Genomic DNA, 19,011 nt, shown 5'->3' with positions numbered 1-19,011 from the left:
GGGTAACTTACAACAGCGGACAACCTTGTTGCTATGGGGAAAGGTATTGATATTTATTCAGCAAGAATTGGTTTTTTTATTTTATCACTGCGCCAAAACCAGCGCAATTCAAAGTTTTTATGAGCCCGATAAATAATGATTTGCAGCGCCGCATTAAAGCGTTTTCTGATTAAAAAGTAGTTTTACCGAATAATAATGCAAAATTCACCCTGAATTTTCCTTGATTATTTACGAATCCTTGAAAAAGATTCAGCGCCACAACTCTTTACTATTATAAATAGGGAGGGTCTATATCGTCCCGGATAAGAGAAAACTCCCCGAGCCCGCCTGCGCGCGAGATTCGGAGAGTTTTTGTCAGCGGCTTCCCAAAGCACGCTCGATCCGCTGATCCGGCACGAACCAGATCACGGCGACAAGCACGAAGAAGACGCCGGACAGCCATGGACTCACATAGGCGGTCAGGACTGCGGTCAAGTAGAACAAGGGAGATAATTTTCCCTTCCAGTCTTTGCCCATCGTGACGACGAATGAGGAATCGCCGGAATGCTGTTTCAAAATGGCGCGCTGAAGCAGCCAGTACGAAAACGCCGCTACCATTAAAATAATCCCGTACAGCGCCGTTGGCGTGGCTGCAAATTGGCTTTCCCCCATCCAAGCCGTCGTAAACGGCACCAGGGACAGCCAGAAGAGAAGCAGCAGGTTCAGCCACATCAACCGGCCGTTCATCGTTCGGACCATATGCAGCAGATGATGATGATTGTTCCAATAGATGCCGATATACACGAAACTAAAAATATAGCTGAGAATTTTCGGGCCAAGCCCGACCAACGCATGCCAGTCATGGCCCTCCGGCACTTTGAATTCCAGAACCATAATGGTAATAATAATGGCCAGCACGCCATCGCTAAATGCTTCCATGCGATTTGCTTTCAGAGTGTTTCCCCATTTCCCGCTTCTCGCGCTCTATTCAATATTCGATAACAGTAAAATTGCATGATCCCCTTCATATTGTCAAGCAAAACGGGATTATTTTCCCTGCGGCGAAATAATCCCGCGCCATCTGAGCGATGATTTCAACGTAACGCCGGAATGAAAAAGGGTCGTTCCCAGAATGAAACTTTGGGAACGACCCTTTTTTAATGCCTCCGTTTACCTATGCCGAAACGGAAGGCGACTGCTGCTGATCGAGGATGCTTTTATGCGATTTGATCAAGAAGTAGGCCAGCGTCAGACCGAGGAAGACGATGCCCACGGCGCCGAGTACGGCCGTTTGCCGCCACATCACCGCGAAATCCCCTGTGGATACGACCGCTTTGAAGCCGATCACGCTGTACGTCATAGGCAGGAGCGGATTGAGGACTTTCATCCAGTCCGGAATAAGCTCCAGCGGGAACGTGCCTGCGCTGGTGGTCAATTGGAAGATCAGCAGAACGATGACGACAAAACGTCCCGGCTGATCCAACCAGGTCACGATGGCCTGGATCATGAACATAAAGGACAGGCTCGTCACAAACGTGAACATGTAGAACAGCGGTACGTTCTGCACGTCAAGCTTTAACCCGTAAAGAATGATGAGGGCCGCCAGCAAGGATTGCAGCATGCTCATCAAGACGAAGGACAACGTCCGGCTGATGAACCGGTTGAAACCGGAAGCGCCGAGCACCGCACTGTCCCTCATCGGAATGACGATGGTCGAAATCAGCGCCCCGACAAACAATCCGAGAGACAGAAAATACGGCGAGAATCCCGTTCCGTAGTTCGGAACTTTAGAGAACTTTTTCTCTTGAATTTGCACAGGTTCGGCGAACATTTTAAAGTTCTCGTCCCCCGCTTTCACTTCGCTGCTTTTCTCCGCCGCTTCGTTCAGCTTGGAGGCCAGTTCCCCGGAACCGTCCTTCAGTTTGCCCAGCCCTTCCGTCAATTGACCCGCGCCGTCATCCAGCTGTTTGGAGCCGTCGGCAATAGCCGCTACGCCGCCGCCCAATTGGCTCATGCCGCCTTTCAGCTTGCCGGAGCCGTCGGCGATTTGCGCGGCGCCGCTCGCAAGCTGCTTGCTGCCTCCCGCCGCTTCGCCAAGCTTCGCGCCAAATTGCTTCATGCCGGCTTCGAGCTTGGATTGCCCTTGTTCCAGCTGCGTCGCGCCTTGAAGAAGCTGCTTTTGCCATTGATGAAGCTGATCCATTCCGGCCGTCAGCTGTTCCGCGCCTTGGCCGAGCTGCGCCGCGCCGCCCGAAAGCTGCTGCAGCCCGTCATGCAGGCCGCCCGCTCCGCTCGCGAGCTGCTGCTGCGATTGATGCAATTGGGATACGCCTTCGCTCAATTGCTTTTGCCCTTGATGGAGCTCCTCGGTGCCTTTGGCCACCGCCTGGCTGGCTGCCATCAGCTTTTGGAAAGCCGGGTTCTGGGCCAGCTCGGGGCTTCCTTGAGCCAGCTGCTGAAGTCCTTGCGCTACGCTTTGCGCGCCAGCCGCGACTTTGGCTCCCCCGGCTTCGGCCGCTTTCATGCTTTCCGCCAATTTGGCGCTGCCGGCCTCCGATTGCTTCAAGCCATCCTTCAGCTTGCCGCTGCCGGTAAGCGTCGACGCCAGTCCTGCTTGAAGTTTGCCGCTGCCGTCCACGGCGCTTTGCAGTCCGGCCTGAAGCTGCGCACTGCCGGCTTCGGAGGCTTGAAGCCCTTCTTTTAGCTGAACGGCGCCTTGATGCGATGCCGACACGCCGTTTTCCAACTGCTTATGCGCCGTGGCCAGCTGCTCAAGCCCTCCGGAAAGCTGCTGCGAGCCTTCTTTCAAGCTCGTTGCGCCCTTCTGCAAATCTCCCGCGCCGTCTTCCAGCGGCCGGATGCCTTCCTGAAGCTTCACGGCGCCCGCGACCATTTTGCTCATGTTTTCTTTCAGCTTAGCCGCGCCTTCATCCAGTTTTACCGCCCCGTCGGACAATTCGGAAGCGCCGTTTCCGGCTTCCCCGAGCCCGTCGGCTACTTTGGTGATTTGCTGGAACAAGCTTTTGGAGTAAGCCTCCGTTACTTTTTCGGAAACTTTCGACCTGATTTCTTTTACGGCCGTCCCCCCGATTTGGGATGCCAGAAAGTTAAACCCTTCGTTCGGCTCGAAAATGATCTCCGAAGGCTGCGGATGTTCCTCCATGACCGTCGCGGCCTTGGAGGAAAAGTCCTCGGGGATGACGATCGTCATGTAATAACGGTTCTCCTCCATCCCTTTTTCCGCTTCGCCATGGCTGACGAACTTCCAGCCAAAATCGTTGCCCTTCTTCAATTCCTGAACGAGTTCTTCGCCGATCCGCAGCTCCTCGTCCCCGTATTTTGCGCCGGCGTCGTTATTGACGACCGCTACGGGTAGCTGGTCCATTTTGCCGTACGGATCCCAGAAAGCTCCCAGAAACAAACCCGCATACATGACCGGAATGCAAATGACGGCGATCATCGAAATGAGCAGTTTACGGTTGCGCACCGTCGCAGCCATATCTTTCAAAAACACTGATAATGACCTCATCTTTGTTTCTCTCCTTAGACCTTTATTTCATCTTTAAAACCAATTGACCGTTTTAATCAATTGGTCAATCAATGACCAATAAAAACTTCCTCTGCGCCGCCGTCCGTTCAGACAGCTTGCGGGGAAGCATGCTCAATTTGGTATGTTGACCGGTCTTGCGTTTGGGTTCGCGAGGCCATCCGCCAGAAACATCCGGATATAATGATGGATTTCCACCTGACTGAGAGGTTCGCGAACGTACTTAAAATCGGAAGCAAGCGCAATGTACAGCTTGAACATGACAAAGGCCGCCACTTGCGGATCGCAGGAGCAAATTTCTTTGCGCTCCAAAGCCATGGCGATCTCCCGCTCCAGGTAATCCAAAATGACGCGCTCCAGCGTGGCAAGACCTTCTTTTGCTTTAAGCGTTCCGACGTCCCGCACTTCCTGCGAAAGCTTGATGAACAGCTCGTGTTCGTCCCGGAACTCCAGCAAAGCGTCAAGGACGCTGAACAGGTTTTCGAAAAAGGTGCTGTTTCTGTCGATCCGGCTCTCGGCCAGCATTTTCATTTCCAATATGACCTTATACAAAATTTCGTCAAACAGGTCTTCTTTGTTCGAAAAAAATGTATAGATCGTTCCTTTTCCGACATTCGCGATTTTGGCCACTTGGTCCATCGTCGTCGCCTTATATCCAAACAAAGCAAAAGATCGGGCTGCCGCTCGAAGGATTTGCTTTCGGCGATCTACCGCAGACATACCCTCGCCCCCTTTCTGTGGGGAATGGTCGTTCATGATTTCTGACTGAATTTCCATTTCGGTCAATTGGTCATTTTCTACTTTATCACGGAGCGCGTCATTTGGCAACCCTTACCATCAACATTTTGTTTTTTCTTCAAACTTTCATGCGAATTGTAGCTTCTCCGCCGATCCATGGCTTTTATGGATTTTTGCGATGGCCTCCTGTAAGATAGAGGAAGGAAAAGTGGGTGAAAACATGCGGAAAAAGAGAGTGCTGCTGTTGTCCGAAGGTTTCGGCACGGGTCACACGCAAGCAGCCTTCGCGCTGGCGGCCGGGATGAAGAAGCTCGACCCCCGGCTGCAATGCCGCGTCATAGAGCTCGGCAATTTTTTGAATCCCAAGATGGGCCCCTTCATCCTCTCGGCATACCGTAAAACGGTCAGCAGCAGCCCCAGGCTGGTCGGGATGCTCTACCGTAAACAATACGATAAATCGCTGAACCGGCTCGCCAAGCTTGCGCTGCACCGGATTTTTTACACGCAGGCGGCCCGGGTGATGAAGCAGCTGCGGCCGGATCTGATCGTTTGCACGCATCCTTTCCCGAATGCGGTGGTCTCCCGCCTCAAACGGCAAGGGATCCACGTCCCGCTGATTACGCTGATCACGGACTATGACGTCCATGCCACATGGGTGAACAAAGAGGTGAACCAGTACCTCGTCTCGACGCCGAAAGTCCGGGACCTGCTCCTGCGCCGGGGCGTCGCCGCCGATTCGGTTCAGGTGACGGGCATTCCCGTGCATCCGAGTTTTTGGGAACACGGGGACAAGGGGCGGCTGCGGCAAGAACTGGGGCTGAAGCCGATGCCAACGGTGCTGATCATGAGCGGAGGCTGGGGCGTTTCTTTTAACAAAGAGATGATAAACATGCTGCTGTCGTGGGCGGATGACATTCAACTGGTTTTTTGCACCGGAAGCAACGAAAAGCTGCTGCAGAAGATGAAAAGCAGCCCGGAGCTCGATCACCCGCATATCCGCCTGCTCGGGTATACGAAACATATCGACCAATGGATGGACGTCTCCGATCTGCTCATTACGAAGCCAGGAGGCATGACGTGTACGGAAGGGCTGGCCAAAGGCATACCGATGCTTTTTTACGAAGCGATCCCCGGCCAGGAAGAGGAAAACGGCCAATATTTCGTCGAGCTGGGCAGCGCGGAAATGATTTCCCCTCAGGTGCTGCGCCGTTGGCGCCGCCGCCTGACGGAGGAGTACCGGCAGGTGGAAGAAGACCGGCTGAAATCGTCCGCCGCATCCGGACCCGGCAAAGAGCCGTTTTATTGCGCGCAGCAGGTGCTTGCCTGGCTGAAGCAGAACACATCGTCATAAAGCAAGCAGGCTTGGGCACAGATTACATAGGGGATGTCTCCCGCAAGTTCGGACGCAAAAACAGCTCTCTCCATACTTTTTGGAGAGAGCTGTTTTATGATGGCGATAAGGTTCATTTTACGCGCACGGTTTAAACCATGGCGTTCCCTAAGGGTTACTCCCGCCGGATTAACGCGAAAGTCTGTACCTCTAGACGCCGCTTACGGTTTGCGGATGACGCCGATCCGCCCTTTGCTTGCCGCAAAATCGCCGCCCTCCATCCATAAGCCGGAGTACAACGATTGAAGCCGGACGGCCCAGCGGGTCTCCCCGTTCAAGGCACGCTGCAACAGCCATTGGAGCTGCGGCTCATCGGCGCGGTCCAACAGCCAGGCATACGTATCGGCGGCGTCAAGGCTATCCGCGATCGAAGCGCGAAGCCCTGCCGCGTAGTCCTTGGGCGGCTCGACTTTGCTGAACACCGGATAACAGGCCGTCAACCGATGATACCACCCTGCCCAAACCGCAAGGCGTTCCCTCCGCTTCATCTCTGCGTGCCGGCTGAAATACGTTCGATGCTCCGGAGGCGCAAGCTGCATCATGCGCTGGGCGTAAATCATCGAACGATATTCGGCCTGAATGAGATGCTGCAGGTCGTGAACGGCGATCGGGCCGCTTCCGGGTGTCCGGTCCATCATCGGGAGCTCCCGCCTTTCCTATAGGCTAACTTCCGTGTCAGTATATGCCCGGAAAAACGCGAGGTGTTTGTCAGATGAGCGCGCCGCTGCCCCGGTTAGATTTCGAAGCTTTCGCCCGGCTTCAGCGGATGGCCCTGGATGCCCTTTTCGCCCAAACGGTCGCAGAACGACGAAGCATCCTGCCGAATGCCTTCAAACGTATTGTAATGCACCGGAAGCACGTGAGCCGCGCGCAGCCATTCCGCAGCCACAAGCGCATCCTCGGGCCCCATGGTCAACGAGTCCCCGATCGGAAGCGCCGCCGCGTCGATGTCGTTCATCTCCCCGATCAGGCGCATGTCCCCAAACAATCCGGTATCGCCCGCATGGAAAAATGTTTTGCCCCCGATCGTCAGCAAAATGCCGCCGGGTTCGCCCATGTAAATCCAGGAATCACCCACCGCAAGCGAGGAACTGTGAAATGCCAGCGTAAATTTGACTTTGAAGCCGTCAAAAACATGACTGCCGCCAATGTTCATGCCGTACGCTTCGGCCCCCTGGCTTTTGCAGTACTCCGCCAATTCGTAGACGGCAACGATCGGGCATGCATTTGCTTTTGCGATTTCGATGCAGTCTCCAAAATGGTCTCCGTGGCCGTGCGTCAACAACACCGCGTCCACGCGAATATCCTTCGGTGAAACGGTCGCAACCGGATTCCCCGTCAGGAACGGGTCGATAATGATCCTTTTCCCTTCCGCCTCCACAAGCACGCATGAATGACCGTAATACGTAATTTTCATAAACGTCGGCACCTCCTACAATTGATCGCCAAGACATGATTTTCCGGATTGAACGGCAATCATCCGTACAACCTCTCTCTATCATATCGAAATGGGATTTATTTGTAAAAAGTATGGTTGCCGATGCGCTTCTCGTAGGTGCGGGTATGGTGAATGGTCAGGTCTTGCGCCAGCTTCAGCGACAGGAAGAAATACGTGTCATCCGTTACCGCTTTTTTGCCGTTCAACGCCTCATTGACCGCACGGATACAGTCCTTGTTCGGCTTCACGCGGTCAAACCGTCCGTTCGCCACGGGACTGAACTGATGTTTTTGATAAATGACCTTTTTAATCGTATTGGGAAAATTGGCTGACCGTAGCCGGTTCAAGACAACGTTCGCGACAGCGATTTTGCCTTGGTACGGTTCGCCTTCCGCTTCTGCCATGACGATTTTTTGCAGCAGAAGCACATCTTCAGCGGTCACGTTGTACTGCCAGGTCGCTTGGGCCTGTTCCGACGGACTCAGCAGCTTGGTCCGGCTGAAGAATAATGTTTTTGGGGGAGTCAGCTGAAGATTCTGCTTTTGCCGGTGAGAAGCCTCAACTTGGACTGCCTTCGGTTTCGTGTTCGCGTGCAACTGCCCGCGCGCAAGCACCGTTTCCGCTTTAGGCGGTATCGAAGGAAGCTGTCCAACAAAAGCAACTTTCGTTTTATTTTTCCATGGTTTGAAATTATTTACATTTTGCAAACGCAAAGGCATTTGGAAATGCGTCTTGCTTGACGCGCTCTGTATATGCTCCGTTTTTGCCGCCGTTTCGCTCACACTCAAATTGATCGAACCGAAACGATTCAGACCCATGTTGGTTTTATGCTGCAATTTTTCCGCCAGCTCGTTTTGAAGAAGCAAACAAATCGCAGAGAAACACACCAGAAGAACTCCGATCAGCAAAGCCATCCAGCGGTTTTGTCTTAAAGTGTACATGTTTTTCCTCCCACTACTCCCGGCACATTCCCTTTTAACTTTCAAAACATGCAAAACAACCGTTTTGCATATTTCTCATGTAACCGAAAATAGAGGTTTTGAAAACCTGAGCTTATTTTCAGTGATTTGCTGCATCCGCGAATACGAGAAACGGAAAAATTCGTTTGATACATCTTTACAACACAGACTGCTTCGTGACGGCACATTTTACGGTTTCACAGATACGGCTAAGGGAACAAGCTATTGTTTTATGTGCAGGATTTTTTTAGAATGCGGATTTGGCCGAAACACCCTCCCCGGATGTCCGGCAAAATCCATGTATGTTAAATAACGCCCGGAATGTCGAAACTATGAATCTTTCATTCGGAAGGATTCTAGTATCTCATACATTGGCTTTTCGTGCAAATGTGTGGAAAAAAGTACAAACTCGTCGACGATCCATGAAACCTTCCCTTCCGCCTGCTCGAAGGGCGCTGTTTGCGGCAGCAAAGGCGGGACGGAGGCGAGCCGAAACTCCCGGTCCCCCGCGTATTTTCGGGCGATTGTCACATGTGGACGAAAGGGCCGCGACTCCTTCGCGAAACCAAACGTTTCCATGGCGTCGGTCACCTTTTCCTGCAGCTTTGCAAGCCCGTTCGAGTAGTCAATTACTCCAGCCCAAAATACCCTGGGAGAAGCATCTGTACCGAACACGCCCGCTTTTCCAAAACCAAGTTCAAATGGTGTAAACTGGCGGGAGACCTCCTGCAGTTTTGCTGCGATTTCCGGCACGCGCCCCGGTTCGACATCCCCTAAAAATTGTACCGTAATATGATAATCCTCCCTATGCGTCCATTTTTTGAAAGGAAACAAATGTTGATGGGATTCCCGCCAACGCTCCAGCACCGTTTTCAATTCATCCGACAATCTGACCGCGATAAACAGCCGCAGCGGCCGCTCTTTATTTTCAATATCCATGCAGTATTCGCTCCCTTCAAAAATTTTTACTACTATATAATAGGGTCGTTTTTAGCATATCCAAAATCCCCTGCTTCCACTAAAACAAAGAGGATATCCCAAAAGCCCCAAATGCTCTCAGGATATCCTCTTGCCGTTACCCGAACTGCGCCTGATGCAGCCTTGCGTAGACGCCGCCGATTTGGAGCAGCTCCTCGTGCCGCCCATGCTCGGCAATGCCGTCCTCCGTGACGACGATGATCCGGTCGGCGTTTCGGATGGTCGCAAGCCGGTGCGCGATGACCAGCGTCGTCCGGTTCACCGCCAAAACCTCCAGCGCCTCCTGGATGATCGCTTCCGTTTCGGTGTCGAGCGCCGACGTCGCTTCATCCAAAATGAGGATCGGAGGATTCTTCAAAAACATCCTTGCGATCGCCAGCCGCTGCCGCTGTCCGCCCGACAGCTTCAGCCCCCGTTCCCCGATGACCGTATCCAGCCCGTCCGGCAGCGAGGCCACGAGCGACTCCAAATGGGCCTTTTGCACCGCATCCATCAATTCGGCTTCACTGGCGTTCAGATTGCCGTAAAGGATGTTTTCGCGGATCGTCCCGCTGAACAGAAACACGTCCTGCTGCACCATGCCGATTTGCGAGCGAAGCGAACGCTGCGTCATTTCGCGGATGTCGATGCCGTCGATCGTGATGCTTCCTTCATCCACCTCGTAAAAACGCGGGATCAGGCTGCACAGCGTCGACTTTCCGGCACCCGACGGCCCGACGAGCGCCACCGTTTCTCCGGCCGTAATATTCAGGTCGATTCCTTCCAAAATCCGCCGCTGGTCTTCGTAGCCGAAAGAAACGTTGCGGAATTCGATGTTTCCGCGCAGCTGAACAACTTCGACCGCATCCGGCTGATCCTTGATGTCCGGGTCCGTATCCATCAACTGGCAGAAACGTTTGAAGCCCGCCATCCCTTTCGGGTAGATTTCCATCAAAGCGTTGATTTTGTCGATCGGCTTCAGGAAAATGTTGACGTACAGCAAAAACGCGACAAGTTCCCCGTACGTCAGTTTGTTCTGGTAGGCAAACCAGGCGCCGCAAACGAGCACGATCAGCGAAATGAGCCTTGTCAGCATGTACATGCCCGAGACGCTGAACGACATGGCCAGGTATGAACGAAGTTTCGCCAAACGGAACGCGGCATTGCTTTCGCGGAAGCGCGAGATTTCGTATTCCTCGTTGCCGAACGATTTGACGACCCGGATGCCCGAGACGCTGTCCTCCACGCCGGCATTCAGCTCAGCGATGTTGCGGAACATTTCCGAGGAGGCATGGTTCAGCTTCTGGTTAAAATAAACGATCATCCATACGATGACCGGCATAATGACGAACGTGATCAAAGCAAGCTGCCAATTGACCGTCCACATGATCGCAAACGCACCGACAAAGGTCATGACGGCAATAAACATATCCTCCGGCCCATGGTGGGCCATCTCTCCGATATCGAACAAGTCGTTGGTCATGCGCGACATCAAGTGGCCTGTTTTCGTGTTGTCGAAAAATTTAAAGGACAGCTTCTGCACATGGTTAAACGCCTGCTGGCGCATGTCCGATTCGATGTTGATCCCGAGCTTATGCCCCCAGTAGCTGACGATGAACTGCAGCCCCATGCTGATCAAATACAAGGCGAGCAAGCCGCATCCCGCGGCGATGATCGTTCCCCATGCCCCGTCCGGAAGCAGCTTGTCCACAACCCACTGGACGGCGACCGGAAATCCGAGCTCCAGCAAACCCGCAACTACCGCGCAGCCGAAATCGACCATAAACAGCCGTTTATGCGGGCGGTAATACGACATAAACCTTCGAATGAGGCCGGGCTGAGCGCCCGAAGCCTGTCCTGCTGCATTTTGCATCATAACGTTATTCCAGCCTCCAAATTCTGTATTTCGTAATCTGATTATAGCGTACCGAACGGAAAAGGAGGCCCGATTTTTTGAAATAAAGCTGTGTGCGGCGCCATTAAGGATTGCGATCCAATCGCAGTGCGGATAAAAATGTCCGGTTACCTTTTCACCGCCCGCCGCAATCTGGTATCCTAAAAACATCGATAAACGTGCAAACGACAGACGGAGGAGGCCAAACCATGAAATCGATCGTATGTCTTCATTCCTTGACGCCGGATCAAATCGGTCAAATCGGACAAGCGGCGCCAGGTTTTGATTTGATCGTAAAAAATAAAAAGGACGTCAGCGCGGAGCAGATCCAAAACGCGGAAGTGATCCTTGGATGGTCGAAAACGATCGCCGAGGAAGCCCTTCGGGAATACAGCAAGCTGAAATGGGTGCAAACCTGGTCGGCGGGCGTGGATACGCTGCCTTTGGAGCGCCTTCGGGACAAGGGCGTTCTGCTCACGAGCGCCAGCGGCGTGCATGCGATTCCGATCTCGGAAAGCATTATCGGCATGATGCTCTCGTTTTCGCGCCAGCTGCACATGGCGGTCCGCCATCAACTGAAAAAAGAGTGGAAATCCGATCTCGCCGTTCCCGGTCTCGGCACGTTGGGCGAAATCAGCGGCAAAACGCTGGTCATCGTCGGCGTAGGCGAAATCGGCCGGGAAACCGCCCGTTTGGCCAAAGCCTTCGGACTGCGGGTCATCGGCGTCCGGCGTTCGGACAAGCCCGAGCCGCACGTGGACCGGATGTACAAGATGGACAACCTCCATGAGGCGCTTGGACAAGGCGACTATATCGTGAACATCCTCCCGCTGACGGCCGAAACCCGCCATATGTTTAACGCCGCGGCTTGGAACGCTGCCAAAAAAGGGGCTTATTTCATCAATGTGGGACGCGGACCTACGGTGGATACGGCATCGTTGATCAATGCCTTGAACAGCGGCCGGTTGAGCGGCGCGGGCCTCGACGTTTTCGAAGAAGAGCCGCTTCCGGCGGAACATCCGCTGTGGGAGATGGAGCAGGTCATCATCACCCCGCATGTCGCGGGCAGCAATGACCGTTATGCCGAACGCGTCATCGACATTTTTGCGGACAACCTGAAAGCTTATGTCCAAGGGCAAAAACCGCCGCGCAATCTGGTGGATTACGGGCGGATGTACTAAAATCGCCGGAGCCGAAACGAAAACACCCCTTAACAGGGCATCGGAAATCCGTTTGGAACCCGATGTCCCATAAGGGGCGTTTTTTCTTTGGGTTGAAAAATCAAAGCTTATTCGTACGACATAAGCCAATGCTTCCCGCTCGGCCCGGCTTCTTCGACTACCTTCTTCCAGCCGTTTTTTTCATAAAATTTCAAGGCTTTATGATTTGCGGACACGCATTTTAACGTGAGCGGCTTGTTCATTTTCTCAACGGCCGCCTCGAGCAGCTTGCTGCCGGCGCCTATACCTGAAAAATCCGGATCGACGAATAAAAGATGGATGAAATCCTCCGGCAAATATAATGACGCAAAACCCACGATCCGGCTCTCCGCCTCCGCCAACAGGATATGCTCGTCGGCCGTATCCCTATCGAAATCTTCCAGCGACATTTCATGTTCGTTTTCCCATACGAAACTTTGGCGGCGGGAAACAAGATAAATCCGTCTTAATTCGGGATAGTCCATTGCCAAGGCAGGCCTGATTTTCATGTTTCATGCCTTCTTTCCGGTGTATTCACTTCTCGAGCCAACAGCTGTCCGTTTCGCAAATGTTATAAAACTCCTTCGCAAAGCCACGCCTGCCGCACAAAGCTCCCTTTCCTTACCTGGCATTCCTCGACGATCCGGTAACCCGCTTCTTCGACCCGGACCCGCACGTCCACTTCCGTCGTTACGATCACCGCACGGGGCGCCAAACGGCGCAGGCTCGCCAGCATCCTCCGTTGTTCCTCTACCGGAAGCACCGAACATAGATTGTACGGCATGTCCAATACCGCGGCATCGTAATGCCCTTCCAGTTCGTTCATATCCCCAAGGGTAACCAGCGTTTCGGGATACCCGTAATGCTTCAGGTTCGTTTTGGCGCCGCGAACGGCAAGGGGATTGATGTCCCTTCCCCGGGCGTCGATTCCCATGGACAGCGCTTCGATCAGGACGTTCCCCATGCCGCAGCAGGGATCAAGCAGCCGGATGCCTTCCGTTTCGGGCGCGGCGATGTTCACCAGCGCCCTGGCGACGGCCGCGCTAAGGCCGGTGGAATAGTTTTGCGGTTTGTGGATGTGGGCGTGCCAGGCCCGCTTCGGAGCGCAAATGCTGCCAAGCAGCCAAGCTCCATGCAAAGCGGTCAGCCCGAGCGTCAAATCCGGGTTTTTCATGTCGGCCTTGCCTTGAATCCGGCTCCCGACAAGCCTCTCCAGCTCCCTTTGCTCCGCATAGCTGCAAGGATCACCCGATTTGATATACGTAACCTTAAACGTCTCTCCGCCCTTCACCCGATGCCTTGAGTCCGCAAGCTCCGCGATTGCTTCCGCGGATTCCCCGCATGCGGCGATATCGATACGCAGCGATAAAAACGGGCTGCGATCCGGATCGATCTTGCGGCTGCTGAGCAGCAGCGACTCCGTTTTATATTCCACGGCCCCGCCAAACAGCGCCTTCAGCTCCATGCCGCACAGCCCGGCTTCCGTTTCATGGCTGGCATACGCGTATAAATAAAGCGGACGGCCGTCGGCCAGCGCTTGTTGGATCTGTTCATGGATTTCACTCATAACAATCGATAACCAATACCTTTCCCGGACGTAGCCCGAGTCTTTTCTTTACATACAACAGGAAGCCAGCAGCTTATAAGACTCCAGCCGTTTCCTGTAATCCTGAACGGGGCAAAAGATCAGAAACTCCGAGCATCCCGCAGACTCGGCGATCAGGGCGAGCTGTTCCCGCACCTGTTCAGGCGTGCCCAATACCAACCGTTTCAGCGGTTCCCGACGCTCCTCCTGCGCTTCCTGCTCCACCGCCCGTTCGGGTCCCGGCAGCTTCGCGTCCTCCAGCAGCTCCTTGGCCTTCTCCTCCGTCTTGGCGCAAATGACCCCGATCGCCAGCATCAAACGCGGCTTGTCCAGCAGCGCGGACGGTTTAAAATGATCGCGGTACGTTTGCAGCACTTCGGCCCCGTCCCGCTCGCTCATAAACTGCCCGAAAACATACCCTGTCCCGTATTCGGCGGCAAAACCGGCGCTTTTGCTGTTCGTCCCCAGCATCCACAGATCCGGCTGCACCGAGGGCAGGGGCCGGGCTTGAACCGGCCGGTCCTCATACATATACCGGTCCTCCAGGAGCTGGATCAAAGCGCGCAGCTTTTTGGGCATATCCGCCACGTTTTGCAGAAAATTGCCGCTAAGCGCCATCGAGGCATGTGCCGACCCGCCGGGGGCCCGTCCGATCCCGAGGTCCACCCGTCCCGGGTACAGCGCGGCCAACAGGCGGAAGCTTTCCGCCACCTTAAGCGGGCTGTAATGGGGCAGCAGCAAGGCGCCCGTGCCAAGGCGGATGCGGCTTGTTTTGGCCCCGATGTGGGCCAGCAGCACCTCCGGCGACGCGCAAGCCAAATCCTTCAGATCATGATGTTCGGCCACCCAATAACGTTTATAACCCCATTTTTCCGCAGACGCGGCCAGCGCCGCTGCCTCCTGAAGGGCTTGCTCATAAGACGCTTCCCCTATTTTGGGCACCAAATCCAATACGCTTAAAATAAACCCCGTATTCTCCACGATTCTCCCCTCCACTTGCTGCTTCTCGTCTCATCTCTTCTCGCTTAAGGTTTAGTCGAGATCGTAAATGGACCCAACCTTCAGTCCGTACAATTCATTATATATCTTTTCGGCAAACGCGTCCGTCATGCCCGCGATATAGTCGATCACCATATGCTCCCAGGTCCAGATCGGGTTTGGGCTTGCCTGATCTCGTTCGAACCGCTGCAGCCAGTCGGAAGGTATGATGGATTTGGACGCGACCGGATCGAGGAACGCATCCCACAGCCGTTTGATCATCCATTCGCTCCGTTTTTGCAGGCGCTGCACGCGCAGGTCGCGGATCATCGTCACCCACGCAAAGCTCTTCAGCACGCTGACGGTCCGAAGCATATCCAAATCTTCCTCCCGCTCTTTCACGAAGGTGACCTTTTTCCAATCCCCGTCCGGAATGACGCCCAGGCTGCCGACAAAATGGCTCACCCAAAAAGCTTTGACCTCGCGCCGCGCCCGGGAAAAATCATGCTCGCAATACGGCAGCTTCTCTTTCCACACGTTAAGAAAAGCGGCCATGACCTCTTCGACTTTCAGCCGGATGCGGTCCGCGTCCCAGCCCTGCCAGAAGGTATCCTCCAGCGTCATGATTTTTTCGATGATCAGCCGGATAATGTACGGGTCATACAAAAAATGCTCATGCACTTCAATTTTGCCCGCTTTGATGCCGTCCTCCAGGTCATGGGCGGAATACGCGATGTCGTCGCATAAGTCCATCAGCTGCGATTCCAGCGTTCTTTTGCCTGCCGGAATCCCCCAATCCTTGCGGATCTCTGAAATGTAGCTCCATTCATGCTTGTACAAGCCCTTTTTGTTCACCGTACCCGGAAACGGATATTTGTTGATGCCAAGCAGCACGGCGTCGGATAAATTCAAGCCGTCCACGTTTTCGCGTTTTTCCAGGAACATGATCAGCCGGAAATTATGCGAGTTCCCTTCAAAATGTTCGTATTTATGCCGCATGCGTGTCCGCACGTCCTGGATTTGCTCGGAATTCATGTACAGTCCTTCGACCGCTTCTTTCGTTTTATCCTTGATCAGCTGCTCCAAAATGCCGTCCAGCACCTCTTCGCCTTTGTGCCCGAACGGCGGATGCCCGAAATCATGCGCGATCGCCGCGCATTCCACCACCTCCGGATCGATGACAAGTCCGGGGTTGTCAGCCTGTTCCTCCGAAACTTCCGGATAGGCCCGAACGAGGCTTTTCGCAGCTTCGCGCGCGATTTGCGCCACTTCAAGCGAATGCGTCAGGCGCGTGCGGTAATAATCGCCGGTTCCGGCCCCGAACACCTGCGATTTTCCCTGCAGGCGGCGGAACGTCGGCGAATGGATCAGCCGCGAATAATCCCGCTCAAACGCGGCCCTCGATGCATCGGCCCGCGTTTGCTCTGGATACTGACGGTGTTCTCTTTTGTCTTTGATATTCATCCTACGGCACTCCCTGCTCCGTTTTTTTATTTTTCTCATTATAAGTCATTTCCGTCTCCGGCGTACTTCGAAATTTGGCAGCGCGTGGTGCCTATTTCATCCATTGTTTCCAGTCCGCCGGCATATTAGGAGGTTGGAGGTACAGATCTCAAAATGGAAGCTGATTGGGTTTGGTTAAACATATATCGGGCTGCAAGCAAAAATTAACCGCCCCTCAGTTTGCCATGTCTGATAAGGACGGTAAAGCAAATCGAAATCTATTTTTCGCCTGTTACGGCCAACTTCAAGGATCCGACCATCGAGTTTCCGGCGTTGTTTTTACAGACTCGTTTAATGGATGTGCCCCTTAGTTTCTGCCAGGCGCCAGTCGGCACCTTGCCGACGCAAATGTTGGACACCGCAACGGATTAACCTCAAATTTAAATGCGCCGCAGTCTATTCCCGCCAGTTCCACAGCGCAACCTCCCCGATGCGGATGGCGGATACTTCCGGATCTTCCTTCAGTTTTAGAATTTCTTTGGTCGGTCCGGTGACGACGGCACCGTAGATTTTAACCCCGTTTTTCTCGATGTAGTCCAGCGTTTCTTTAAAATCGACGAAGGGAACGAGGCTCGCGGCCGATTTTTATGCCTGTTCAGAATGTGCAGCGACTTGATGAAATTCTCTTCCCGTAGTGGACCGGAACCGTACGTGTCAATCGGGGGATAAGAGGTTGAAGATGAGCGCATGGTGACAAACCATCCGACTTTGCGTTTGGGGCCTTCGGTTACTTTTCCGTCCCCCGGGTGCCACACCGGAATCGCCGGAAAACCGACCGGGCTTATGACAAGTCCGTAATCGCACTTTATATTGGAGTCCCCGTTGTCCACGGCAAACCATAGCGGATCATATGGCTTGCCCTCGAACCTTTTCAAAAAGTCGTCGGTCGAATACAGCTTTTTATAAGAAACATAAGCTTCGGCCACCGTTCCTTCAGGCAGCTTCTCCAGCCGTTTCCACTCGGAGGCGCTGTCTGAGCCTTGGTAACCCGGAAACTGAAAATAACCTTTGAAGGCGAAGAACATGTCTTTCCATTCAACGTGCTTCAGCCGTAACCATTCAAACCAGTAGTTCGCTGTAAAATCTCCAACCTCCATATGCTCGTCTCCAACGCGTTTGATCATTTTGCCGTTGATTTTCATATTAAAATAAGACCCGGTGTTGCTGCTGGGTTGAACGATCACGTTCGGATATCCAACCGCAAAGGCAGACTTCACGACGTCACGGTTGATTTCGTCATATCCCGGCTCCCCCGCCTGATAAAAAATGGCCGTTCCAATGGAACTTAAGATGGTAAACCCGATAAAAAATCCGATCAATGTAAACGCGGTGCCGATCCGAGCCTTCCATTTTCCTTTTCTCAGCAGCCTGGCTTCGCGTTTATATTTTTTCTTCTCGGCTTCGGACTCTTGAGGACCAGCCTTTTGTTCGAACCGATCCTCCCCATCCATCATTTCATCCAGAAAGGATTGGTAAATCTCCATTTTTTCGAGCTCCCGCTCCAGCTCCGTCCGTTCCTCTTCGGACAGCTTTCCGTCCTTGTAATCCCGAAGTTTTTGCTTAAAATCGCCGTTTATCCTGCTCCTCCCTTTCCCGGGTTTTCCTCAGCTGCTGCCGCGCCCAGAAACAGCAAAATTTTAAAATGGGACAGCGTGATTTTTCCAGATGCAAATAGGCGCGGTAAAACGTCTCCTGCACCAAGTCTTCCGCGGCGGCGTCGTCCCCGCATAGGGAACGCAAATACCGGTAAACATCCGGCATATAGGTTCGGTACACGCTTTCGAGCGTGCTGCGCTTTATCATGTCATCCCCTCAATATAAACACGTTTCAAGCAGGCGATAGTTACAAAATTTTTCCTGAAATTTACTAGAACGCGAATGGAACGCAAAAAAAGCGGCCCTCCGCCTCGCAACGAGGGAAAAGCCGCTGCCTGCTTTTATTAATTTTTCATTCTCGGATCAAGCACATCGCGCAGGCCGTCGCCGAGCAGGTTAAACCCAAGTACCGTCAACATGATCGAAACACCCGGAAATACGACCGTCCACGGTGCCTTCTGGATAAACTGGCGGGAGTCCGACAGCATTTTCCCCCATTCCGGCTCCGGAGGCTGTGCGCCCAATCCCAAAAATCCGAGCGCCGCCGCTTCGATGATCGCCGTTGCGATCCCCAGCGTACCTTGCACGATAATGGGCGTTAAGCTGTTCGGCAAAATATGGCTGAACAGAATTCGCATGTTTTTCATGCCGATGGCTTTGGCCGAAGTGATATACTCCTCGTTCTTCAGGCTGAACACCTTCGCCCTTACCAGCCGGCCGTAGGTTGGAATGTTGACGATGGCAATGGAGTACAACGCATTTTGCAGCGAAGGACCGAGAATCGCCACAATGGCAATCGCGAGCAAAATGCTCGGAAACGCCAGCAAAATATCGAACAGCCTCGAGATGAGCATATCCGCCCATTTGCCGAAGTACCCTGCGAGAATACCCAGTGCCGTCCCCGCTACGACGGAGCCGATGACCGAGAAAAAGCCGACCCATAACGATATTCGCGCACCGTACAACACCCGGGTGAACAAGTCGCGTCCCAAATCATCCGTCCCGAACCAATGCGTGGAGGATGGCGCCTTCAGACGGTCCATCAGCTGCTGTTCTTTGTAATCAAAGGGAGCGATCAACGGTGCGATCAAGGCGATGATAATAAATAGAATAATAATTGAGAGACCGATCACCGCGGTTTTATTTTTGCGGAACGCTCTCCACGCATCACGCCAGGGGCCCGGCACCTCCTCCATAGCTGGAACGGCAGCATTTGGGTTTACGGTAATTTCCGCCATTGTTTCTCCC

The 19,011-nt window shown here is 53.5% G+C and carries 18 protein-coding genes; 2 read left to right on the top strand and 16 right to left on the bottom strand.

The genetic code is table 11. The annotated features are described in order from the left end of the window. Positions 1–354 precede the first annotated feature (354 nt). The 3 genes from GQY55_RS23125 to GQY55_RS23115 all read right to left on the bottom strand — a co-directional run bounded on the left by GQY55_RS23125 (position 355) and on the right by GQY55_RS23115 (position 4,246). Complete coding sequence (locus tag GQY55_RS23125) at positions 355–933, bottom strand: TMEM175 family protein (RefSeq protein ID WP_160044327.1); 579 nt, start codon at positions 931–933, stop codon at positions 355–357. A 220-nt stretch (positions 934–1,153) separates the two neighbouring features. Further along, on the bottom strand, positions 1,154–3,508 hold the full coding sequence (locus GQY55_RS23120; RefSeq protein WP_160044276.1) for a YhgE/Pip domain-containing protein: 2,355 nt from the start codon (positions 3,506–3,508) through the stop codon (positions 1,154–1,156). 132 nt (positions 3,509–3,640) lie between these two features. Beyond that, positions 3,641–4,246 carry a TetR/AcrR family transcriptional regulator gene (locus GQY55_RS23115; RefSeq protein ID WP_160044275.1) on the bottom strand — a complete coding sequence of 202 codons (606 nt, stop codon included), beginning with the start codon at positions 4,244–4,246 and terminating at the stop codon, positions 3,641–3,643. Between the two features lie 238 nt (positions 4,247–4,484). Between GQY55_RS23115 and GQY55_RS23110 the strand changes: the two genes are divergently transcribed. Next, on the top strand, positions 4,485–5,615 hold the full coding sequence (locus tag GQY55_RS23110; protein ID WP_160044274.1) for an MGDG synthase family glycosyltransferase: 1,131 nt from the start codon (positions 4,485–4,487) through the stop codon (positions 5,613–5,615). Between the two features lie 200 nt (positions 5,616–5,815). On the opposite strand, the gene GQY55_RS23105 is transcribed toward GQY55_RS23110, so the two are convergent. The 5 genes from GQY55_RS23105 to GQY55_RS23085 form a co-directional block, all read right to left on the bottom strand. Then, positions 5,816–6,289: a ferritin-like domain-containing protein gene (locus GQY55_RS23105; RefSeq protein WP_236575809.1), complete on the bottom strand. Its 474-nt coding sequence runs from the start codon at positions 6,287–6,289 to the stop codon at positions 5,816–5,818. A 98-nt stretch (positions 6,290–6,387) separates the two neighbouring features. Next, entirely contained in the window at positions 6,388–7,071 is a 684-nt protein-coding gene (locus GQY55_RS23100) for a metal-dependent hydrolase (protein WP_160044272.1), read from the bottom strand. A 98-nt stretch (positions 7,072–7,169) separates the two neighbouring features. Next, positions 7,170–8,033, bottom strand: a complete 864-nt coding sequence (locus tag GQY55_RS23095; RefSeq protein WP_160044271.1) for a cell wall hydrolase — start codon at positions 8,031–8,033, stop codon at positions 7,170–7,172. Between the two features lie 348 nt (positions 8,034–8,381). Then, complete coding sequence (gene thpR / locus GQY55_RS23090; RefSeq protein ID WP_160044270.1) at positions 8,382–8,990, bottom strand: RNA 2',3'-cyclic phosphodiesterase; 609 nt, start codon at positions 8,988–8,990, stop codon at positions 8,382–8,384. 136 nt (positions 8,991–9,126) lie between these two features. Continuing rightward, positions 9,127–10,884, bottom strand: a complete 1,758-nt coding sequence (locus GQY55_RS23085) for an ABC transporter ATP-binding protein (protein ID WP_236575808.1) — start codon at positions 10,882–10,884, stop codon at positions 9,127–9,129. A 227-nt stretch (positions 10,885–11,111) separates the two neighbouring features. Between GQY55_RS23085 and GQY55_RS23080 the strand changes: the two genes are divergently transcribed. Then, positions 11,112–12,083, top strand: a complete 972-nt coding sequence (locus GQY55_RS23080; protein ID WP_160044269.1) for a D-2-hydroxyacid dehydrogenase — start codon at positions 11,112–11,114, stop codon at positions 12,081–12,083. A gap of 107 nt (positions 12,084–12,190) precedes the next feature. Here the strand turns inward: GQY55_RS23080 and GQY55_RS23075 are convergent, their stop codons facing one another. The 8 genes from GQY55_RS23075 to nikC all read right to left on the bottom strand — a co-directional run bounded on the left by GQY55_RS23075 (position 12,191) and on the right by nikC (position 19,001). After that, entirely contained in the window at positions 12,191–12,610 is a 420-nt protein-coding gene (locus GQY55_RS23075; RefSeq protein WP_160044268.1) for a GNAT family N-acetyltransferase, read from the bottom strand. A 62-nt stretch (positions 12,611–12,672) separates the two neighbouring features. Further along, on the bottom strand, positions 12,673–13,668 hold the full coding sequence (locus GQY55_RS23070) for an RsmD family RNA methyltransferase (RefSeq protein ID WP_160044267.1): 996 nt from the start codon (positions 13,666–13,668) through the stop codon (positions 12,673–12,675). Positions 13,669–13,716: 48 nt separating this feature from the next. Further along, complete coding sequence (locus tag GQY55_RS23065; RefSeq protein WP_160044266.1) at positions 13,717–14,667, bottom strand: MsnO8 family LLM class oxidoreductase; 951 nt, start codon at positions 14,665–14,667, stop codon at positions 13,717–13,719. A gap of 51 nt (positions 14,668–14,718) precedes the next feature. After that, positions 14,719–16,128 carry a deoxyguanosinetriphosphate triphosphohydrolase family protein gene (locus tag GQY55_RS23060; protein ID WP_160044265.1) on the bottom strand — a complete coding sequence of 470 codons (1,410 nt, stop codon included), beginning with the start codon at positions 16,126–16,128 and terminating at the stop codon, positions 14,719–14,721. Between the two features lie 435 nt (positions 16,129–16,563). Next, positions 16,564–16,677 (bottom strand): anti sigma factor C-terminal domain-containing protein, encoded by a 114-nt coding sequence (locus GQY55_RS31845; RefSeq protein WP_268895059.1) that lies wholly within the window; start codon positions 16,675–16,677, stop codon positions 16,564–16,566. After that, the gene (locus GQY55_RS23050; RefSeq protein ID WP_160044264.1) at positions 16,635–17,651 is read right to left on the bottom strand and encodes an anti sigma factor C-terminal domain-containing protein; all 1,017 of its coding nucleotides are present in this window, start codon (positions 17,649–17,651) and stop codon (positions 16,635–16,637) included. The genes GQY55_RS31845 and GQY55_RS23050 overlap by 43 nt, the downstream gene beginning before the upstream one ends. Before the next feature lie 76 nt (positions 17,652–17,727). Next, positions 17,728–17,970 (bottom strand): sigma factor, encoded by a 243-nt coding sequence (locus tag GQY55_RS31840; protein ID WP_268895057.1) that lies wholly within the window; start codon positions 17,968–17,970, stop codon positions 17,728–17,730. A 137-nt stretch (positions 17,971–18,107) separates the two neighbouring features. Further along, complete coding sequence (gene nikC / locus GQY55_RS23040) at positions 18,108–19,001, bottom strand: nickel transporter permease (RefSeq protein WP_160044263.1); 894 nt, start codon at positions 18,999–19,001, stop codon at positions 18,108–18,110. Positions 19,002–19,011: the final 10 nt, after the last annotated feature.

Source organism: Paenibacillus sp. USDA918EY, assembly GCF_009870825.1.
Taxonomy (GTDB): Bacteria; Bacillota; Bacilli; order Paenibacillales; family Paenibacillaceae; genus Paenibacillus_AQ; species Paenibacillus_AQ albilobatus.
The sequence above is the reverse complement of the archived record's forward strand: the minus strand, read 5'-3'. Positions and strand labels throughout refer to the sequence as shown.

What these genes read in the sequence shown, in the direction of transcription:
- GQY55_RS23060 (WP_160044265.1), bottom strand. Translation starts at nt 16,128, where the DNA reads ATGAATATCAAAGACAAAAGAGAACACCGTCAGTATCCAGAGCAAACG.
- GQY55_RS31840 (WP_268895057.1), bottom strand. Translation starts at nt 17,970, where the DNA reads ATGATAAAGCGCAGCACGCTCGAAAGCGTGTACCGAACCTATATGCCG.
- GQY55_RS23110 (WP_160044274.1), top strand. Translation starts at nt 4,485, where the DNA reads ATGCGGAAAAAGAGAGTGCTGCTGTTGTCCGAAGGTTTCGGCACGGGT.
- thpR (WP_160044270.1), bottom strand. Translation starts at nt 8,990, where the DNA reads ATGGATATTGAAAATAAAGAGCGGCCGCTGCGGCTGTTTATCGCGGTC.
- GQY55_RS23095 (WP_160044271.1), bottom strand. Translation starts at nt 8,033, where the DNA reads ATGTACACTTTAAGACAAAACCGCTGGATGGCTTTGCTGATCGGAGTT.
- nikC (WP_160044263.1), bottom strand. Translation starts at nt 19,001, where the DNA reads ATGGCGGAAATTACCGTAAACCCAAATGCTGCCGTTCCAGCTATGGAG.
- GQY55_RS23100 (WP_160044272.1), bottom strand. Translation starts at nt 7,071, where the DNA reads ATGAAAATTACGTATTACGGTCATTCATGCGTGCTTGTGGAGGCGGAA.
- GQY55_RS23085 (WP_236575808.1), bottom strand. Translation starts at nt 10,884, where the DNA reads ATGATGCAAAATGCAGCAGGACAGGCTTCGGGCGCTCAGCCCGGCCTC.
- GQY55_RS23075 (WP_160044268.1), bottom strand. Translation starts at nt 12,610, where the DNA reads ATGAAAATCAGGCCTGCCTTGGCAATGGACTATCCCGAATTAAGACGG.
- GQY55_RS23050 (WP_160044264.1), bottom strand. Translation starts at nt 17,651, where the DNA reads ATGGAGATTTACCAATCCTTTCTGGATGAAATGATGGATGGGGAGGAT.
- GQY55_RS23115 (WP_160044275.1), bottom strand. Translation starts at nt 4,246, where the DNA reads ATGTCTGCGGTAGATCGCCGAAAGCAAATCCTTCGAGCGGCAGCCCGA.
- GQY55_RS23080 (WP_160044269.1), top strand. Translation starts at nt 11,112, where the DNA reads ATGAAATCGATCGTATGTCTTCATTCCTTGACGCCGGATCAAATCGGT.
- GQY55_RS23120 (WP_160044276.1), bottom strand. Translation starts at nt 3,508, where the DNA reads ATGAGGTCATTATCAGTGTTTTTGAAAGATATGGCTGCGACGGTGCGC.
- GQY55_RS23105 (WP_236575809.1), bottom strand. Translation starts at nt 6,289, where the DNA reads ATGGACCGGACACCCGGAAGCGGCCCGATCGCCGTTCACGACCTGCAG.
- GQY55_RS23070 (WP_160044267.1), bottom strand. Translation starts at nt 13,668, where the DNA reads ATGAGTGAAATCCATGAACAGATCCAACAAGCGCTGGCCGACGGCCGT.